The sequence below is a fragment of the Nocardia sp. NPDC003726 genome, assembly GCF_053586955.1.
Genome location: NZ_JBSFNF010000001.1, coordinates 405,092 through 423,300, shown reverse-complemented (window position 1 = coordinate 423,300; position 18,209 = coordinate 405,092). Strand labels below are relative to the sequence as shown.

The 18,209-nt window shown below is 69.7% G+C and carries 8 protein-coding genes (1 of these 8 cut by a window edge); 1 reads left to right on the top strand and 7 read right to left on the bottom strand.

What is annotated here, in order from left to right; all coding sequences use genetic code 11:
- Position 1 precedes the first annotated feature (1 nt).
- Both ACWDMM_RS01930 and gmd read right to left on the bottom strand, forming a co-directional pair.
- The gene (locus ACWDMM_RS01930) at positions 2 to 1,255 is read right to left on the bottom strand and encodes a class I SAM-dependent methyltransferase (protein WP_449935518.1); all 1,254 of its coding nucleotides are present in this window, start codon (positions 1,253 to 1,255) and stop codon (positions 2 to 4) included.
- Entirely contained in the window at positions 1,252 to 2,274 is a 1,023-nt protein-coding gene (gmd, locus tag ACWDMM_RS01925; RefSeq protein WP_195082943.1) for a GDP-mannose 4,6-dehydratase, read from the bottom strand. Before gmd ends, ACWDMM_RS01930 begins: the two co-directional genes overlap by 4 nt.
- 116 nt (positions 2,275 to 2,390) lie before the next feature.
- Between gmd and ACWDMM_RS01920 the strand changes: the two genes are divergently transcribed.
- Positions 2,391 to 3,119, top strand: coding sequence for a polyprenol monophosphomannose synthase (locus ACWDMM_RS01920; protein WP_195082944.1), 729 nt, complete (start codon positions 2,391 to 2,393; stop codon positions 3,117 to 3,119).
- Here ACWDMM_RS01920 and ACWDMM_RS01915 read toward each other — a convergent pair.
- The 5 genes from ACWDMM_RS01915 to ACWDMM_RS01895 all read right to left on the bottom strand — a co-directional run.
- The gene (locus ACWDMM_RS01915; protein WP_449935516.1) at positions 3,097 to 3,822 is read right to left on the bottom strand and encodes an NAD-dependent epimerase/dehydratase family protein; all 726 of its coding nucleotides are present in this window, start codon (positions 3,820 to 3,822) and stop codon (positions 3,097 to 3,099) included. The two genes, ACWDMM_RS01920 and ACWDMM_RS01915, sit on opposite strands and share 23 nt — an antisense overlap.
- Before the next feature lie 121 nt (positions 3,823 to 3,943).
- Positions 3,944 to 4,360, bottom strand: a complete 417-nt coding sequence (locus ACWDMM_RS01910; RefSeq protein WP_039798180.1) for a cupin domain-containing protein — start codon at positions 4,358 to 4,360, stop codon at positions 3,944 to 3,946.
- A gap of 15 nt (positions 4,361 to 4,375) precedes the next feature.
- A complete protein-coding gene (locus tag ACWDMM_RS01905; RefSeq protein ID WP_449935514.1) occupies positions 4,376 to 6,121 on the bottom strand; it encodes a thioesterase domain-containing protein in 1,746 nt (581 codons plus the stop codon).
- Positions 6,118 to 18,150 carry an SDR family NAD(P)-dependent oxidoreductase gene (locus ACWDMM_RS01900; RefSeq protein ID WP_449935511.1) on the bottom strand — a complete coding sequence of 4,011 codons (12,033 nt, stop codon included), beginning with the start codon at positions 18,148 to 18,150 and terminating at the stop codon, positions 6,118 to 6,120. Before ACWDMM_RS01900 ends, ACWDMM_RS01905 begins: the two co-directional genes overlap by 4 nt.
- A protein-coding gene (locus ACWDMM_RS01895; RefSeq protein WP_449935508.1) for an SDR family NAD(P)-dependent oxidoreductase crosses the window boundary here: on the bottom strand, positions 18,147 to 18,209 show its final stretch. It continues 21,702 nt past the right edge of the window; the window shows 63 of its 21,765 coding nt (coding positions 21,703–21,765); its start codon lies beyond the right edge, outside the window — the gene reads right to left on this strand; its stop codon occupies positions 18,147 to 18,149. The genes ACWDMM_RS01900 and ACWDMM_RS01895 overlap by 4 nt, the downstream gene beginning before the upstream one ends.

Below are 18,209 nucleotides of genomic sequence, written 5' to 3'. Positions count from 1 at the left end.
CTCACACCACGTCCAGTTCCGGCAGCGGGAACACCAGCCGCCCGCCCGCCGCGCGGAAGGCGCTCTCCCGTTCCAGCATCATGGTGCGGAAATGCCAGGGCAGCACGAAGAACTGGTCGGGCGCCAGCGCGCGCGCCTGCTCCTCGGACACGATCGGGATCGCGCTGCCGGGAGTGAACTTGCCGAACTTGTCGTCGTTGACCTCCGCGATGCAGGGCAGATCCTCCGGCCCGATCCCGCAGTGCTGCAACACCACGTTGCCCTTGGTGGAGGCCCCGTACCCGAGCGTGCGCAAACCGGACTTGCGGGAGCGGTCGAAGAACTCCCGCACCTGCTCGCGGTGCTGATCGACGCGTTTGGCGAAATCCGCGTACGGCTGCGGGGTGTGCAGCCCGAGTGCGGACTCCTCCTGACGCATCCGATCCAGGGCGGCGGCATCGGCAGGCGAGGCCGCCCCTTGCTTGCCCAGCGTGAGCGCGAAGCTACCGCCGTTGACGGCGTTGCGTTCCACCTCGAGCACCACGAACCCGCACCGCCGCGCCATCCATTCGATCTGGTCGAGGGTGTAGTACTCGAGGTGCTCGTGACAGATCGTGTCGTAGGAGGTGGTGGCCAGCATCGCGGGCAGATAGCTCTGTTCGAGCACCCAGATGCCGTCGTCGGTGAGGCTGTCGTACACCGCGCGCATGAACTCCAGTGGCCGTGGGACGTCGTAGAACATGGCGATCGAGGTGATCACCTTCGCTCGCCGCCCTTCGAGCACCGTTTCGGCCAGTTCGGGGTCGAAGTAGCCGGTGACCAGCCGCACGTGCGGCGGGTAGAACCGGCGGAACTTCTCGCCCAGCGGGTCGATGCCCACGATCGTCGCCGACCCTTCGGGATAGGCGCGCAGCAACGTCGCGTCGTTGCTGCCGATGTCGATCACCACGTCATCCGGCGACAGCGCCACCCGTTGCCGGATCCTCGCCACCCGGTGGGCGAGGTGCTCGATCATCGATCGGTTGAGCCCGGAGCGGTATCCGTAGCCGGGCGAATACATTTCGCCGAAGTCCGCGGTGTGGCGCAACTGCACCAGCCCGCACTCCTCGCTGCTTTCGGGTACGCAGCGCACCAACTCCAAGGGGTAGCGGGGCACCTCGGTCGGGTCGGTGGCCGGGAACACTCCCGTCAGCGCCATCGTGCCGAGGTCGACGACCGTTTCCAGCCGGGTGTTCCCGCACACCCGGCAGCCTTGCACCGCAAGTGCTTGTGTCACGCGTTCTCCATATCGTGGGCGACCATCAACTCGACGAGTTCTGTGAAACTCGTGCGCGGCTGCCACCCGAGCTTCTCGCGCGCCTTGCTCGGGTCACCGGTGAGATGATGCACCTCGGCGGGCCGGAAGTAGGTCGGATCGACCTCGACCAGGACCCGCGAGGTCCGCCGGTCGATGCCCTTCTCGTCCAACCCGCTTCCTTCCCAGACCAACTCCACGCCCGTGGCCGAGAAGGCCTTCTCGCACAACTCGCGCACGCTGTGGGTCTCGCCGGTGGCGATCACGTAGTCGTCGGGTTCGGGCTGTTGCAGCATGAGCCACATCGCCTCGACGTACTCCTTGGCGTATCCCCAGTCGCGGCGGGCGTCCAGATTGCCGATGAACAGCTTGTCCTGTTTGCCCTGCGCGATGCGCACCGCGGCGCGGGTCACCTTCCTGGTGACGAAAACCTCCCCTCGCCTAGGTGATTCGTGGTTGAACAGGGTGCCGTTGACGGTGTACATCCCGTAGGCCTCGCGGTGGTTCACCGTGATCCAGTACGCGTAGAGCTTCGCCACCGCGTACGGCGAGCGCGGATGGAACGGTGTGCGCTCGCTGAGCGCCACATCGTGCAGGCCGCCGTAGAGCTCCGAGGACGACGCCTGGTAGAACCGGGTCGCGATGCCGGTCTTGCGGATGGCGTCCAGGATGCGCAGCGTGCCGATGGCGTTGGTCTCCGCGGTGAACTCCGGGATCTGGAACGAGATGTGCACGTGCGACTGCGCGCCCAGGTTGTAGATCTCCGCGGGGCGCACGTCCTCCAGGATCCGGTTGAGACTGCTGGAATCCATCAGATCCCCGTAGTGTAGGAACAGCCGGCGTTGGGAATGGGTATCGGAATACAGGTGGTCTATGCGGTCGGTATTGAAATTCGACGCACGCCTGACAATCCCGTGCACCTCATATCCTTGCTGCAACAGGAATTCTGTCAGATAAGACCCGTCCTGGCCGGTGATGCCGGTTATCAGCGCCTTTCTCATCAAACCTCCAACCCCGAGACTAACGGGTCACCAAATGGCGGGCAATACCTATCTTTCGGTCGCCGCCGGTATTAGAATTCGATTGCATGAGCGCGGCCTCCGAAAAAACTCTGGTAATGATTCCGACGTACAACGAGCGTCGCAACGTGGGCCCGTTGCTCGCTCAGATCCTGGAACAGGGCTCCGATTTCGATGTCCTGTTCGTCGACGACAATTCCCCGGACGGAACCGGAGATCTGCTCGATGAGCTGGCACGACAGCATTCCCCCCGCATCCATGTGCTGCACAGGGCCGGGCGCCAAGGCGTCGGCTCCGCGCACCAGGCCGGTATCCGCTGGGCGTACGAGCAGGGATATGCCCACCTCATCACGATGGATTCCGATTTCGCGCATCCGCCGTCGTATCTTCCGGCGTTGCGCGCCGCTTCCGACGGTTTCGACATCGTGGTCGGATCGCGCTATCTGAAAGAGGACAGCCTCGCCGACTGGACTCCCTTCCGCAAGGTCCTCACCCGGGTCGGGCATTTTCTCACCGTGACATTGCTGCGGATGCCCTACGATGCCACCGGCGCGTTCCGATACTACCGGTTGGGCACGGTTCCGGTGGCGGCTTTCGATCGCGTCCGTTCGACCGGTTACTCCTTCTTCTTCGAAAGTCTCTACATCCTCGCGGCCAATGGTTTCCGGATCGAGCAGGTGCCGATCCACGTCCTCAACCGCACGGCGGGCGCATCCAAGATGCGCACCCGCGACGTGGCGACCAGCGTGCGTTTCCTGCTGGTGCTGTGCGCGGAGAAGTACCTGCGCCCGCGCAGGCACCGGATCAGCTCGCCCGCGCACCGGTGACCCTCCGCTCGGCCAGCCAGTCGATCACCGCCGCCGCCTCCGGCCAGTCCGGCGCGGTGGCGGTGATCGGGAACTGGTCGTCGACAAGGTCTTTGGCGAACTGCGAGGCCGAACCCACCGCGTCACGCACCTCGGCCAGTGTCACGGTGGTGCGTGCGCCGACCTCGCGCAGGCCGGTCTCCTCGAGGTGGGTGGCGATCCAATCGGCGCACCAGTCCACCGGGGCGAAGCTCTGCCGGGAACGGCCGCTGGCGTACACCGGACGGTCGGCGGCCATGTCCGCCAGCACGCCCTTGCGGTAGTCGCCGCCGTACATCGGGCCGAGCCGGACGACGAACGTGTTTGCTCCCGAACACATCCGCTCGGCCTCCGCGCGATGGCGGCCGTAGACGGTGTCCAGCTGGGTTCGCGCGGAGATGCTACTGATCTGCACGAACCGGTCCCAGCGCCAGTGCTCGCGCAGCATGCGCGTCTTGTCCACCGTCTCGCGCCGGTCGTCGCCGGGATGCTGCTCGGCCCAGAACCGCTTCGACGGGCAGGCGGCGTTGATCAGCACGTCGTAACGACCTGCGGTGCGGTGGGTTTCGTGATCGGCCCGCCCTACCGGCACCACATCCCACCGTCCGCTCTTCTCGAGCGCTTCGGTCAGCGCGGCGCCGACGTATCCGGTGGCGCCGACTACGGCCACACGTGATCGGCTCATCGCGCGCCCTTTCCGACGCACGCGTCCTCGGTGGATTCCCGGCTCCGCGCAGACCCCCACGCATCGTGGGCTGTTGCCCGGCACCCGGCGCGGCGGTATCCGGGCCTTCCGGTCGCATCGCTCACGCGCCGTTTCCTTCCAACGTGTGCGGCAGCGGCGCCACCTGCACGATCGGCGGATCGCACTCGTCCCACGGCTTGGTCAGCATGGCGACGAACGTCAGCGGAGTGATCGAGTACACCGTGTGCATCACCCCGATCGGCGTGCGCGTGCAGATGCCCTTGCCCACATGGATGAACTCCTCCGGGCAGTCCGGATCCTCGTGGTCGTCCTTGGTCACCAGCACACCGTTGCCCTCCACGAACAGCAGGTACTCGACGAAATGCGGGTGGTAGTGCAGGCCGCGCACCTTCCCGGGGTGCATGTAGATCAGGTTGAACTCGAGCAGGGGTTCCGGCGGGACCCAGGTGAAAATGCCGCCGCGCCCGTCGCGGACGGTATCGAGGTTGCACGACGGAGTGAGGACTTCGACCTTCATTACTGCATCCCTTCATCAGGCGGGTACCGCGTCGGGGCGGACAGCGGCGAGCTTGTCCGCGAGTGAGCCGAGCAACGCCGTCCGCTGCTCGACGAGGAAGAAGTGGCCGCCGGGCAGCAGCTCGGTGGAGCGCAGGCCCGGCAGCAGGTCACGCCATGCCTCCAGCTGCGTGGCCGCGACCTGCCGGTCGTCCAGACCGCCGAACAGGTAGGCCGGGCACGCCGGCGCGGCGGCGGGGGTGAACCGGTAGTCGTCGAAGATCTCGAAGTCGCTGCGCAACGCGGGCAGGAACAGCGCCATCACCTCCGGGGTCTCGCGCACCTCCGGCGGGATGCCGCCGTAATGTCCCACCGCCGCGACGAACTCGTCATCCGGCAGCTCGGACAACCGTCCCGGTCTGGGCAGATGCGGCGCCACCGCGCCGCAGAGGAACAACGCCCGCGGCGCGTTCGTCTCGGGCAGGCGGCGGGCGACCTCATAGGCGGCCAGCGCGCCGAGACTGTGGCCGAAGAACGCGAACGGAAGATCGGTCAGCGGCAGCACCTGCGCCAGCGCGGCCTCCACCAGGTGGGGGAAACGGCGGATCGGTGTCTGCGCCAGATGCCGCTGCCGGGCAGGCAGTTCCAGCACGCACAGCTCCACCCACTCGGGCAGCTGGGCGCGCCACGGCGTGTAGGCCGCCGCTTTGCCGCCGGCGAAGGGGTAACAGAACAACCGCAGTCTCGGTGTGCCCGCGCTCTTGCGGTGGATGGTCAGGCGCTCCGGCTCGCGGCCCGGGTCTGCCGGTGCGGCTGTCGAGGATGTCACCGCGACCGGAACAGTCGTAGCGGGTGCCGGTATGTCTTCCGGAGCGGGCAGCGCGCGCAGATCGGCTACCGTCGCGATCCGCGTCACCGGGGCATCCAGCGTCGCGAAGAACTTCGACAGCGGAGCCGACGGGCCCACCTCGTAGCGCGGTGTGCCCGAGCGGAGCAACGCGCGCATGTTCGCCGTCCAGCGCACCGGGGCGGAGATCTGGCGGACCAGATGCTCGGCGAGGGTGTCGGGCCGATGGAACTCACCGGTGTAATTCGAGGTCACCGCGGCCGCGCGCTCGGCCCGCATGCGTGGGGCGCATTCGGCCAGATGTCCGGCGAACTCGGCCTCGATGCCGCGCATCCACCGGGAGTGGAACGGCGCGCTCACCCGTAACGGGACGAACCGCAGCTCCGGAAAACGCTCGCCGAGCGCCACCCGTGCCGCCGCGACGGCATCGCTGTGGCCGCTGATGACCAGCTGGTCGGTCGAATTGTCGTTGGCCACCTCGGCGCCCGCCTCGGCCACCAGTTCGGCCACCCCCGCCTCGGCGATGCCGGGCAGGATCAGCGCGGCCATCGCGCCCGCACCTTCGGGCACCGCGCGCTGCATCAGCGCGCCGCGCGTACGCACCAGCCGCACCCCGTCGGCGAGGTCGAAGACGCCCGCCGCCACCAGCGCGGCGTACTCGCCGAGACTGTGGCCGCCGAAAGCCACCGGTTGCCAACCCAGTTCGCGCACCAGCACCCGGTAGACGGCGATCTCCATCGTCAGCACGCAGGGCTGGGTGTACTCCGTGCGATGCAGCCGCGGGTCCCGCTCGACGCAGATCCGCAGCAGGTCCTCGCCCACCGCGTCGCTCGCCTCGGCGAAAGTGTCGCGGGCGAGGGGGAATTCGTCGCAGAAGTCCGCCCCCATCCCGGTGCGCTGCGCACCCTGTCCTGGGAAGACGATCGTGCACCTCACCGCAGCACCTCCGCGGCCGGTTCCGCCCCGCGCGGTGCGGGGATGTAGCCCACCTCGGCGCAGTGCGCCAGATACACCCGCACCAGTTCCTCCGTCGGCGGACAGTCGATGCCCGCCGCGCCGAGCACCCGCCGGGTGTAGGCGCAATCGGCGTAGGAACTCTCCTCGTAGTGGATCGTGCCGAACAGCTCGATGCCGTACTTGAACATCTCCAGGGTCTGGCTGTCGTAGACCTCGTCGGTGCCGAGCCGGTAGATCTGCCGCTCGGTGGCCCTGCGGTGGAATTCCTCCAGCGGCACCAGCGCCACCTCGTACCCGGCGCGCTGCACGTAGCGGACCACGTCGTAGTAACGCCGGATGTCCGGGTTGGTCAGGTGGTAGGTCTCCCGGTAGGTGGCCCGGCGCAGGGCGATGTGCACGATCCCGGCGCTGACGTAGTCCACCGGGCTGATGTCCCAGTGCACCGGCGTCAGCATCGTCTCGCCGGTCTCGATCATCGTCTTGAGGATGTCGTAGTACGCGCCTTTGACGCTGACCTCGGAGAACGGGTACCGGCCGGTGCGGCTGTCGCCCATGATGTTGCCGGGGCGCACGATGTCCCACAGCAGTCCGCGTTCGCTCGCCGCCCGGATCAGCTTCTCGGACTCGTATTTCGTCTGCTGGTAGGGCAGATGGTCATAGCCCTGGCCCAGCTCGAGATCGCGCTCGGTGAACGGCGGATTGTTGAAGTTCAGCCGATCGCCCAGCGCGCTGAAACTCGACACGTACACCAGGTACTTGCCGCGGGAGCGCAGCGCGAATTCCACCGCGCGCCGGGTGCCTTCGACGTTGATCGGGGCCAGCGCGTCGTAGAAGGTGACCAGCGTGGTCCGGCCCGCGGCATGGATGGTCAGGTCCACATCGTCGGCGAGCCGCCGCCAGGTGACCTCGTCCAAGCCGAAACGGTCGACCGAGACGTCGCCGAGCACCGTGCTGACGCGCTCGGCGAACGCCTCATCGAGGGTCGCCTCCGGGTCGTAGGTGCTCAGGAAGTGCTTGATCCTGCGTTCGGCCGCGGCCACGGTCTTGCCGCGCACCAGGCAGGTCACCCGCACGTCGCTCTTGGTGAGCAGATCGTGCAGCAGTTTGCCGCCCAGCACGCCGGTCACGCCGGTGATGAAGACCGACCGCACCGGAATCGGGGCGTCCATCGTCACCACGGGTATGTCCTGCTGGGTCGTCGAGGCCGCGGCGACCGCGGTGGGGCGCGGGGCATCGTGCGCCGCACCGCTGATGATGCCTTCGGCCACCAGGTAGCGCGACAGGGACGCGATCGTCGGATGCAGTTCGGTCGATTCCGCCGGAATCTTCACGTCGTAGTGCTTCATCAGCCGGTTGAGCATCCGCACCGTGGCCACCGAGTCGAACCCGAAATCGGCGAACTCCGCGTCGAGATCGAGCTCGGCCGGGTCGGACTTGGTCAGATCGGCGAAGATGTCGCGGATGTGCTCGGCGAGCCGGTCGCACAGCTCGCTGTCGAATTCTCCGTCGGCGGGCGCGATGGTGGCCGGTGTGGTGGCGTCGCTGGTGATGGCGGCCGGTCCGGCGACGTCGGCGGTGTGCGCTTGGGCCGGTTCCGATGAGGTCGGAACGGTCTGATGCGCTGAGCCGTTCGGCGAGTGCCCGTTGCGCTGCTCTGATCGCGGTGGCTCGTTCTCCAGCGCGACCACGGTTTTCGCGACCACGTGGGCGCGTCTGCGGTAGTCCTCCGGCACGATCCAGTACCTGCGCCGGGCGAACGGATAACCGGGCAGGCCGACGATCCGCCCGAACGGGCGTTCGTAGCCCTGCTCCCAGTCCACGGTCCACCCGCCCGCCCACAGTTCGGCGACGCGCGGCAGATTGCCCGACCGCAGCAACGCGCGCACTTCGGCGCGGTCGACGTCCGACTCGCCGGGCAACTCGTCGAGATCGCGGTGGGTGCGAGCCACGCCGCGGAAGACCAGCAGCCCCTCGGCCGGCGCGGGTGCGCCGGCATCGGCCGCGCTGTCGAGCAGTTCGACCAGTTCGGCCGTCGAGGTGGCCACCACGGCAAGGCGATGCTCGAACGCGGCCCGGCCCACGGCCAGCGTCCACGCGACATCGGGCAGCGACAGCGGATGATCGCGCAGGTGGTCGGCGGTGCGGGCGGCCAGCTCCGCCAGCCGGTCGGCGTCGCGGGCCGACAACACCACGATCCTCGGCCGCCCGTCTTCCGGCGTCGCCTCGACGGCCTCGGCGTCGGTGAGGATCATGTGCGCGTTCGAGCCTCCCGCGCCGAACGAACTCACGGCGGTGACGCGCGGTGTGCCGTCATCGGGTCGCGGCCATGCAGTGGGCCGGTCGACGACGTGGAACGGTGTCGTCGCGAAATCGATTCCCGGGTTCGGCGGATCGCTGTGCAGGTTCGGCGCGATCGTGTCGTGACGCAGTTGCAGCAGCGCCTTCACCACGCCCGCCGCGCCCGCCGCCGCTTCCAGATGGCCGACACTGGATTTCGCCGAGCCGATGCCGCAGTAGCCACGCTCGGACGTCGAGCGCCGATAGGCCTTGGTGAGCGCCGCGATCTCGATCGGATCGCCCAGCGCGGTACCGGTGCCGTGGGCTTCCACATAGCCGATGTCGGCCGCGTCGACGCGCGCCGCGGTGAGGGCCCGGCCGATGAGGTCGGCTTGGGCGGCAGGGTTGGGGACGGTGAATCCGTTGGTGCGTCCGCCGTGGTTGACCGTGCTGCCCCGGATCACGCCGTAGACGCGGTCACCGTCGGCGCGCGCGTGCCGCAGTGGTTTGAGCACCAGGGTGACCACGCCTTCGCCCGGCACGTAGCCGTCGCCGCCCGCGCCGAACGACCGGCAGCGGCCGTCGGTGGAGGCCCAGCGGCCGTAGCCGAGCAGCAGATACTTGCCGGGGTGGATCGACACGTTCACCCCGCCGGCCAGCGCGTAGGCCGCTTCGCCGCGGCGCAGGCTCTCGCAGGCCAGATGCAGCGCGGTCAGCGACGCAGAGCAGGCGGTGTCGACCGCGAGCGAGGGGCCGGTGAAGCCGAAGTGGTAGGAGACCCGGTTCGGCACCGCGAAATATCCTGAGATCGGGACGCCGACGAACGCCTGGTACTCGGCGTAGCCGACTCCGGCGAAGACGCCGGCGTCGGGCAGACCGCGGGCCGCGGCGCTGCGGCGCACCCGATCGGGTGAGTAGCCCGCGTCTTCCAGGGCCGCCCATGAGGTTTCCAGGAACAGCCGCTGCTGCGGATCCATCTCCTCGGCGTCTTTGGGGGTGATGCCGAAGAAGCGGGCGTCGAACTTGTCCACGTCATCGATGAATCCGCCCCAGCGCGCGTAGGTGGTGCCCGGCTCGTCGGGGTCGTCGGACAGGTATTCGCGGTGGTCCCAGCGTTGCGGCGGAACTTCCACGATGCAGTCTCGGCCTGCGACCAGGTTGGCCCAGAACTCCTCGATGTCCCCCGCCATCGGGAACTTGCCCGCCATGCCGATGACGGCGATGTCGTCGGCATCGTGCGCGTCGCCGGAAGGTTCGGCGGGAACGGGTGCGGGCGCCACGTCGGCCGGGCGCGCCGTCGCGGGCGCGCCGGTTGGTGACGTCGCCGGATCGCCTGGTGCGGTCGTCGGAGCGCCTTGTGCAATCGCCGCGTCGCCGGGTGCGGTTGCCGAGTCCGCGGTGACGTCGGCCAGGCGCGCCCCGTGCTCGTCGGCGAGATAGCCCGCCAGGTCGCGCACGGTCTGGTACTCGAACAACAGCGTGCTGGGCAGCGGGCCGAAATCGGTTTCCAGCCGGTCGTTCATCTTGCTGATCAGCACCGAGTCGATGCCGTAGTCCTGCAGGGGGATTCGAGTGCGGATCCGCTGCGGGTCCAGTCGGCAATATTCGGCGAGCAGGCCTTTGAGGTAGGTCTCGGCGGACTGTCGTCGCTGCGCGGAGTCCGGCCACGCAAGCGGGGTATCAGGACCAGCGTGTCCATCGTCCGCAGCGTTCCGGAGTGCGCTGTCGGTCCGGGGCACGGTCGCCATCCGGGCCGTGGAGACCGGCGATGCTTCGGAACGCTGCGGGTAAGCCGGAGAGGAGTCGGGTCTCGGCTCGGCCTGCGGTGTGACGGACGCCAGCTGTGCCGCCGTGCCAGGTGCGCGCATCTCTCGTGGCGCCCCGTCTGTCGATGATGTCGCGGCGCGCGGTGTTGCGAGGTCCTGGGCTTCGCCGACGGCGGCCGGATCGAGGTCGCGTTGCGGCGGACGCGCCGTGTGCTCGGACGCGGGGGCGCTCAGGTCCGGCGCCCAGCACCGTTCCCGGTCGAACTCGTAGCCCGGCAGATGAATACGACGGGCAGCAGGATCGGCCCAGCCCGCGTACGAGACGTGCCCGCCATCGACCCACTGCCGTGCCACCGCCACCGGATCGTCCAGCACGGTGGCCGCGCCGCGCTCCACGTCGGGGACATCGATCGTGCCGGTGTGGACCCCGGCGGGCCGGTCACCGTCGGCGAAAGCGGCAAGCCGGGCCGCGACCGCGTCCACCGAATCCCCGACCACCGCGAGCCGATGTTCGAATCCGCTGCGCCCCACCGCGAGCGTGCGGGCGACGTCGGCGAGCGACAGGTCCGGATGCGCGGTCAGATGCCTGCGCAGCGTGCGGGCCATTCTGGTCAGGCTCGTCGCGGTGCGCGCCGAGAGCACGATCACCTGCGGCTGCCAGGACGGCGCGCGCCGCGCTGCCACGACCGGTGCGCCGTCGACCACCATGTGCGCATTCGTGCCGCTGAACCCGAAGGAACTGATCGCGGCTCGCCGTGGCGCGCCCTCCCACGCGCGCAGTTCGGTGTTGACGAAGAACGGCGACTGCTCCAGTCCCAGCAACGGATTCACCGCGGCGACGTGCAGCGACGGCGGCAGCTGTCCGGCGCGCATGGCCAGCAGCACCTTGAACAGGCTCGCCATCCCCGCGGCATGCGAGGCGTGCCCGATGTTCGATTTCACCGATCCCACCGGGATGACGCCGACCGCGTCGGTGTAGCGGCGGAAGGCGGCGGTGAGCGCCTCGATCTCGATCGGATCGCCCAATCGCGTCCCGGTGCCGTGGGTTTCGACGTAGCCGATGGTGGAAGGATCGATCCCGGCCTCGCGATACACCGCCAGTTCCAGTTCGGTCTGCGAGCGGACGCTGGGCGCGGTGATGCCGTTGGTGCGGCCGTCGTGGTTGATGCCGATCCCGCGGATCACCCCGTGGATCGGGTCGCCGTCGCGTTCGGCGGCGGACAACGGCTTGAGCGCCACCACACCGACGCCCTCTGCGATCACGAAACCGTCGGCGTCGGCGTCGAAACTGGCGCACCGGCCGCGCGGGGAAAGCATGCCCATCGACGAGGCGAGCAGGTGGTATTCGGGTGTCACGAACACCGCGACGCCTCCGGCCAGCGCCAGGTCCGACTCCCCCGCGGCGAGGCTGCGGCAGGCCTGGTGCAACGCGACCAGCGCCGAGGAACACGCGGTGTCCAGCCCGAGGCACGGGCCGGTGAGATCCAGGTGATAGGCCACGCGAGCGGGCAGGATGGCCGGACTGTTGCCGGTGAACAGGTGATGGGAGCCGACCGTTCCGCGGTTGCGCAGCAGGGTGGCGTAGTCCGACCCCGGCGATCCCGCGAACACGCCGCATTTGCTGCGTCGCAGCGACTTCGGATCGATGGCGGCGTCGTCCAGCGCCAGCCGGCTGTGCTCCAGGAACAGCCGCTGCTGCGGGTCCATGTAGTCGGCTTCGGCGGGCACCATGTCGAAGAACGCCGGATCGAACTGGTCCACGCCGTCGAGGAAGCCGCCCCACTTGGAGTAGGTCGTGCCCGGCGTCGCCGGTCCCGGCTGGAAATGCTCGGCGATCGGCCAGCGCGCGGCGGGAACCTCGGTCACCGCGTCTCGTCCCGCGGCGAGATCGCGCCAGAACTCGTGGAGGTTCGCCGCGCCCGGGAACTGCCCGGACATGCCGATGATGGCGATGTCCATCGATGCTGACCTTTCGCTGGGTCGTGCGGGCGCTGTGGCGGTTCGAGGACTGGGAGCGGGCGTGCCGGAGACGGCGGTCGCGCCGCCGTTCGCGGTGGCACCTTGTTCGGCCATGTGCCTGCTGAGCAGCCGCACCGACGGATGGTCGAACACCACCGTTGGCCGCAGCGTCAAGCCGTAGCGGGCGTTGACCCGGTCGATGATCTTGACCGCGAGAATGGAGTCGACGCCATAGTCCGACAGCGGCAGCTCCGCTCGCACCTCGCCGCGCCCGACCCCCAGGCCGTCGGCGACGAGGGCGACGAGCTCGGCTTCCAAGGCTGCCGCGCCGACCACGGTGGCCGGTTCCGCGTCCGGCCCCACCTCGGGGACCGGTGTCCGGGTGTTCGCGCGGCCGAGTTGCCCGGTAGAGGAAGGCTCAGCGGGCCGGTGCCGCTCGTCGGCCGGTGGTTGCGCGAGTTCGGGCGGTGTGGTGGCGCTGACCGCGGCCAGCAGCCGGAAACTGGGCTCCGGGTCGGTCGACAAGCCGGGACCCCACGCGCGGACGCCGGAGAAACCCGCGGCGGTCATGGCCTCCAGCCACTGCGCTTCCGACAGCAACGGCGAGTGCGGGATCCGCGCCCCGGGATCGCGGTAGGCGTGCCAGCCCTCCAGCAGCCCGAACGTCAGCGCGAGAACCTCGAGGTCGGTGGTCGCCTCGGTGCAGGCGAGCACCCCGCCGGGCGTGAGCAGCCGCCGGATGTTGCGCAGCGTCACGTCGATCGATCGTGTCGCGTGCAGGACGTTGGCGCAGATCACCAGATCGGCCTCGTGCGCGGGGAACCCTTGCGCGACCGGATCCGTCTCGATGTCCAATACACCGAACCGCACGTGCGCACGCGCCCCGAAGGTGCGTCGCCCGTGCGCGACGAAACTGTGCGAGACGTCGGTGTAGTGGTAGTCGAACGCGATCCCGCGCTCGGCGAGCGCGTCGAGCACCGCGTGCGTGGAACCGCCGGTGCCCGCGCCGATTTCCACGATCCGCACCGGCCGGCCCGCGCCCTCTCGCTGCGCGACCGCCGACACCAATCCGGCGAGCAGGCCGTTGGTGAAGTCGTAGGCGGCGTTGCCGCGATAGATCGCGCCGACCAGGTCCAGATCGCCGCCGGGGAACAGCACCTCGGTCGCGGACAGCTCCCCGCGCAGGACGCGCGGGTACGCGGCCAGGCAGGCATCGAGCAAGGCCACGTACGGCTCCGTTTCGGGGAACCGGGCCAGCAGATCGGCGCGCATCCCGCTGGTACCCGGCGGCGGGCCGGGAACCTCGATCCGGTCGCCGTGCCGGCGCACCAGTCCGTGTCGGCGCAGGATGTCCAGGCAGCTGGTGCGCAGCCGGTCGAATTCCGGACGCACACCCAGGCGCGCGTCCAGCGACTGCGCGGTCCACTCCCCCGGCGTGAGCCCCATTCCGGCCAGGGTCGCCAGCAACAGCATCGCCGCGTAGCGGCCCAGTTCGGCCTTACCCGGCTCCACCGTGCCCGCGGGCCGGACGGACGCTTCGAACCGCTCCACGGCGGTGTCGAACCCCGAGCGCGGCGGTGCGATGATCCAGAAGTCGGTGCGCTCGAACGGATAACCGGGCAACGGGATTCGCCGCCGCGGGCCGCCGCGCCCACGCCAGTCGACATCGGCGCCCGCTACCCACTGCCGGGCCAGTTCTCGGTCATCCGCCGCAGGGGTGACCAGCGGTGGCCGGGTGTGCGCCTCGACCGTGCCGGTGACCACAGGGCCGGGCTCGTGAGCGCCGAACCGATCCAGTGCGTCGGCCACCTCGAGCGGCGAGGACGCGACCACCGCGAGACGGTGTGCCAGCGCGGGCCTGCCCACCTGCAAGGTGCGCACCGCGTCTCGGAAATCCGCGGGATCGAGGGCACGGAAGTGCCGCGCCATGAGTTCCGCGTAGCGGCGCAACCGCTCCGGCGTGCGCGCCGACAGCACGAAGACCTCGGGTTCACCGGTCGCGGCCGGCGGCACCCGGTCGTCGATGAACTCGGCGAGCACCACATGGGCGTTCGCGCCGCCGGCCCCGAAGGCGCTGATGCCCGCGTGCCGTGCCACCGCGACGCCGTCGACGGTGCGGCGGGGCCAATCCTCCAGTTCACGCGGCAGGCGCAACGGCACCGAGTCGAACGTGATGGCCGGATTGGTCTCCGCCGCATGCAAAGTGGGTGCGATCCGGCCGTGCCGCAGCTGCAACAGCACCCGGGTCAGGCCCGCGATGCCCGCGGCCGCCTCCAGGTGGCCGATGTTCGACTTCGTCGACCCCAGTGCGTGGGAGCGGCCGGAGCTGCCGAAAGCGGCGGCCAGTCCGGAGATTTCGATCGGATCACCGAGCGGTGTGCCGGTGCCGTGCGCTTCGAGGTAGTCGATCATGGCGGGATCGACCCCGGCCGAGCGCAGGGCTTCGCCGATCACCTCGGCTTGCGCCCCGGGATGCGGCACGCTGTATCCGGAGGTCTGCCCACCGTGATTCACCGCGCTGCCGAGGATCAGGCCGTGGATGGTGTCGCCGTCGGCGCGGGCGGCCGACAGCGGCTTCAGATACAGCGCGCCGACGCCTTCGCCGGGCACGTAGCCGTCGGCGCCCGCGGCGAAGGGGCGGCACCGGCCGGTCTCGGACATCATGCCCAGGCTGTGCAGCAGCAGGAATTTGTCCTCGTGCAAAAGGAGGTTCACCCCGCCGACGATGGCCGCCTCGCATTCGCCGTCGAGCAGGCTGCGCCGCGCCAGATGCAGCGCGGTCAGCGACGCCGAACACGCGGTGTCCACGGTGAGGCTGGGCCCGCGCAGGCCGAGGGTGTAGGAGGTGCGGTTGGCGATGGACGACGGGATCGAGGCCACCGCGACCGGATCGCCGTCCCGGCTGGCCGCGACGCCGAGCAGCCGGTAGTCGCTCCAGGTGGCGCCGACGAACACACCCACGCGGCGATCCCGCACGGCCGGGTCGGTGTGGTGGTAGCCGGCGTGTTCCAGCGCCGCGTACGCCTGCTGGAGGAACAACCGCTCCTGCGGGTCCAGCAGGGGCGCTTGCACCGGCGGGATGCGGAAGAACTGCGGGTCGAAACCGCCGACGTCACGCAGGAATCCGCCGATCATCGGGGGTGCGCCGGGAGTGCCTGCGGCGGCGGTGAGCCACCAGCGTTCGGCGGGGACCGGGCCGACCGCGTCGTGCCCGTCGCGCAGATTGCGCCAGAACTCCTCGATGTTCTCCGCGTCGGGGTAACGGCCGCTGATTCCGACGATCGCGATGGGCTCCTCGACGGCCGCGCGCGACTCATGGACCGGCACGGGTGCGGCGGCCGGGACGTCGGGCTGCGGGGCCGCCGGTTGTAGTCGTGCTCGCAGAGTGTCGGGGTCGCCCCATACCGCTGCCAGTTGCGCGCGGTCGAGGCTCGCGCAGGACAGCAGCAGGTCCAGTCCGGTCGCGGTGGGCAGCAGTCCCACACCGGCCCGCCGCAGCGCTTCGATCTGTTCGGCAGGCGGACGCATGCCGCCCTCGGCCCACAGCGGCCAGCCGATGCTGATGATCCTGCTTCCGGCCCGGTCGCGCTGTTCGGCCACGATGTCCAGATAGCGGTTGGCGGCCGCGTAGTCGGCCTGCCCGGGATTGCCCAGCACCGCGGAAACCGACGAGAACAACACCGTCAGGCGGGTCTCCGGCAGCGCACGCGTCATATGCTCGACACCGTTGATCTTCGGTGCCAGAACATTTCTCGCGTCGTCGCGGCTGCTGCCGGACAGCAGTCCGTCGCGCAACTGTCCCGCCCCGTGGTAGAGCACGTCGACCGGCCCGAAGGTGGCGTGGGCGATCGCGGCGACGCGTTCGGCGTCCGCGGCCACCGAGACGTCGGCGCGCACGTGCACGGCTTCCGCGCCCAGTTCGCCGAGTTCGGCAAGCAGTCCCGCGGCCGACGCGTCGAGCGGACGGCGCGATACCAGCACCAGCCGGGCGCGGTAGCCGGCGGCGAGGCGGCGGGCCAGATGACGGCCGATCCCGCCGAACGCTCCGGTGACCACGACCACCGCACCCTGCCGCAGCACCGCGCCGCCGGCATCCGCGCCGGCGGTGGTGAGCGTGCGCGTCCGGCGGATCTGGCGTGTCGTGCCGTGGTAGCGGATCTCGGTGGCGGAGTCGCGTTCGTCGATGCCCAGTTCGGTGGCCACGATGTCATCGAGCGGCCGTACGGTGTCGCGCTGGACGGCCCGCAGCACCGGGTGCGGCTGCTCGAGCCGCAGTGTGCGGGCCGCACCGCCGAGTAGGGCGCAGCTCGCCGCACCCGCCGGTGTGGCGGGCGTGAGAGCCAGCACCAGGCGCACCGGCGGCTCGGCTGTCCCCCCGAGCGCGCGCACCAGATCACGCACCGGCAGGTACACCCGCTCGAGCAACGCCTGCGGGTCGTTGCCGGTCGCCGCTTCGGGCCACAGGTACACCGCGGCGTCGAAACGTGACCGCCGGGCCGTCAGCTCGGCGACCAGCAGGTCCATATGCCGCGCGTCCGCCGGGTCGACCACGAAGGCATCGGCGCCGGAGTGGAATTCGCTACCGGGCCGGACGCGGACGATCGTGCCGGCCTGCGGGTAAGGGTGCTCGACACTGTCGAAGACGAGCAGGCTGCTGGGTTCCCGACGCGGATGAACGCTGGTGTCGGGCTCCCAGTCGAATCCGAAAACGACGAGTTCGTGCGCCGCTTCTGGGGTAGCAGTCGGGTTGGCTACCGGCGGCGCCTCGACCGGGGCCGTTGCCGGCGGTGGCGCGATCACGGCGGATTCGGTGGGATCGGCCTGGGCGAAGTCGGCGGGGCGGTAGCTCGCGCCGACGGTGTCGGCGAGATGTCCGGCGAGTGCGTCGATGGTCTGGTACTCGAACAGCAGCGTCGGATACAGCGGTTCCCCGACCCTGGCTTCCAGTTCCGCCGTCAGCCGCAGCAGGCGACCGGAATCCAGACCGAGTTCGTAGAACCCGACGTCGGTCGCGATGCCCGCGGCGTCGGCGCCGAGTTCACCGGCGACCAGAGCGGCCACATCGGCGGTGATCACCGCACGCGGATCACCGGAAGGAACGGTCGTGTGGGCGGACGAGCGTGGCGTGGCCTGTCGAGGGGATGGCGCCTCCGGCCGCGTCAGCAGTCGCTGGATATCCGCGCTGCCACGCACACGCTTGGACGTCAGCCGGTACCGCGCCACCGGCGCCCCGTCCCGGTCGTAGAGCGCGACCTCGGCTTCGAGCAGGTCTCCGCCGTGCCCGCCGCCGCGGACGGCGGCCCGCACGAACACCTCTTCGGGGGTGGCCCGCCAGGCGCGCACGTCACCGAAGTAGATCGGGATGAACGCGCTGTCGTCGTCCACGCCGAGCCGGTGCGGATCGATGAACGGCACGATCGTGGAGGCATCCAGGAACGTGGGATGCAGCAGGAAACCGGGCAGGTGCGCCGCCGCTTCGGCGCCGAGCCCCAGCGTCGCGGTGACCACGTCGTCGCGACGGGCGAAATGACCGGTGGCGCGCATGAACCCGCGATGGTCGATACCGCGGCTTCCGGTCTGGGCGTACAGCTCGGCCATACCGCGCGCACGCGCCGCATCCCGGAACTCCGCCACATCGATGCGCACCGGCTCGTCCAACGAATCCGACCGAACCACAACGCATTCCGCGACCGGATCGATCGGTCCCACCGGCATGCCCGCCGCGTCCAAACCCTGCACGTCGATGGCGACCCGGCCGGTAGGGCGATCGACGCGGAACGCGATGCGCACCGCACCGTCGTCGGCGAGGGCGACCGGGCGCTGGAACAACGCCTCGCGGATCGTCAGCTCGCCGGGCCGGTACCCCGCCGACATCGCCGCGCGCAGGATCATGTCGAGATACACCACACCCGGCAGGATTCGCACACCGTGTACGCGGTGATCGCGCACCACCGGGTCCTCGGCCCGCAGGGTGGTGGCGAAGCTGTCCAGTTCGATCCCGCTCATCGCAGCGGCTCCACGCGGAGGAACGACGGTGCGGGCGTGCTGATCGGTACCACGATCCG

Coding starts and splice junctions, on each gene's coding strand:
- ACWDMM_RS01910 (WP_039798180.1), bottom strand. CDS start 4,360: ATGAAGGTCGAAGTCCTCACTCCGTCGTGCAACCTCGATACCGTCCGC.
- gmd (WP_195082943.1), bottom strand. CDS start 2,274: ATGAGAAAGGCGCTGATAACCGGCATCACCGGCCAGGACGGGTCTTAT.
- ACWDMM_RS01915 (WP_449935516.1), bottom strand. CDS start 3,822: ATGAGCCGATCACGTGTGGCCGTAGTCGGCGCCACCGGATACGTCGGC.
- ACWDMM_RS01920 (WP_195082944.1), top strand. CDS start 2,391: ATGATTCCGACGTACAACGAGCGTCGCAACGTGGGCCCGTTGCTCGCT.
- ACWDMM_RS01900 (WP_449935511.1), bottom strand. CDS start 18,150: ATGAGCGGGATCGAACTGGACAGCTTCGCCACCACCCTGCGGGCCGAG.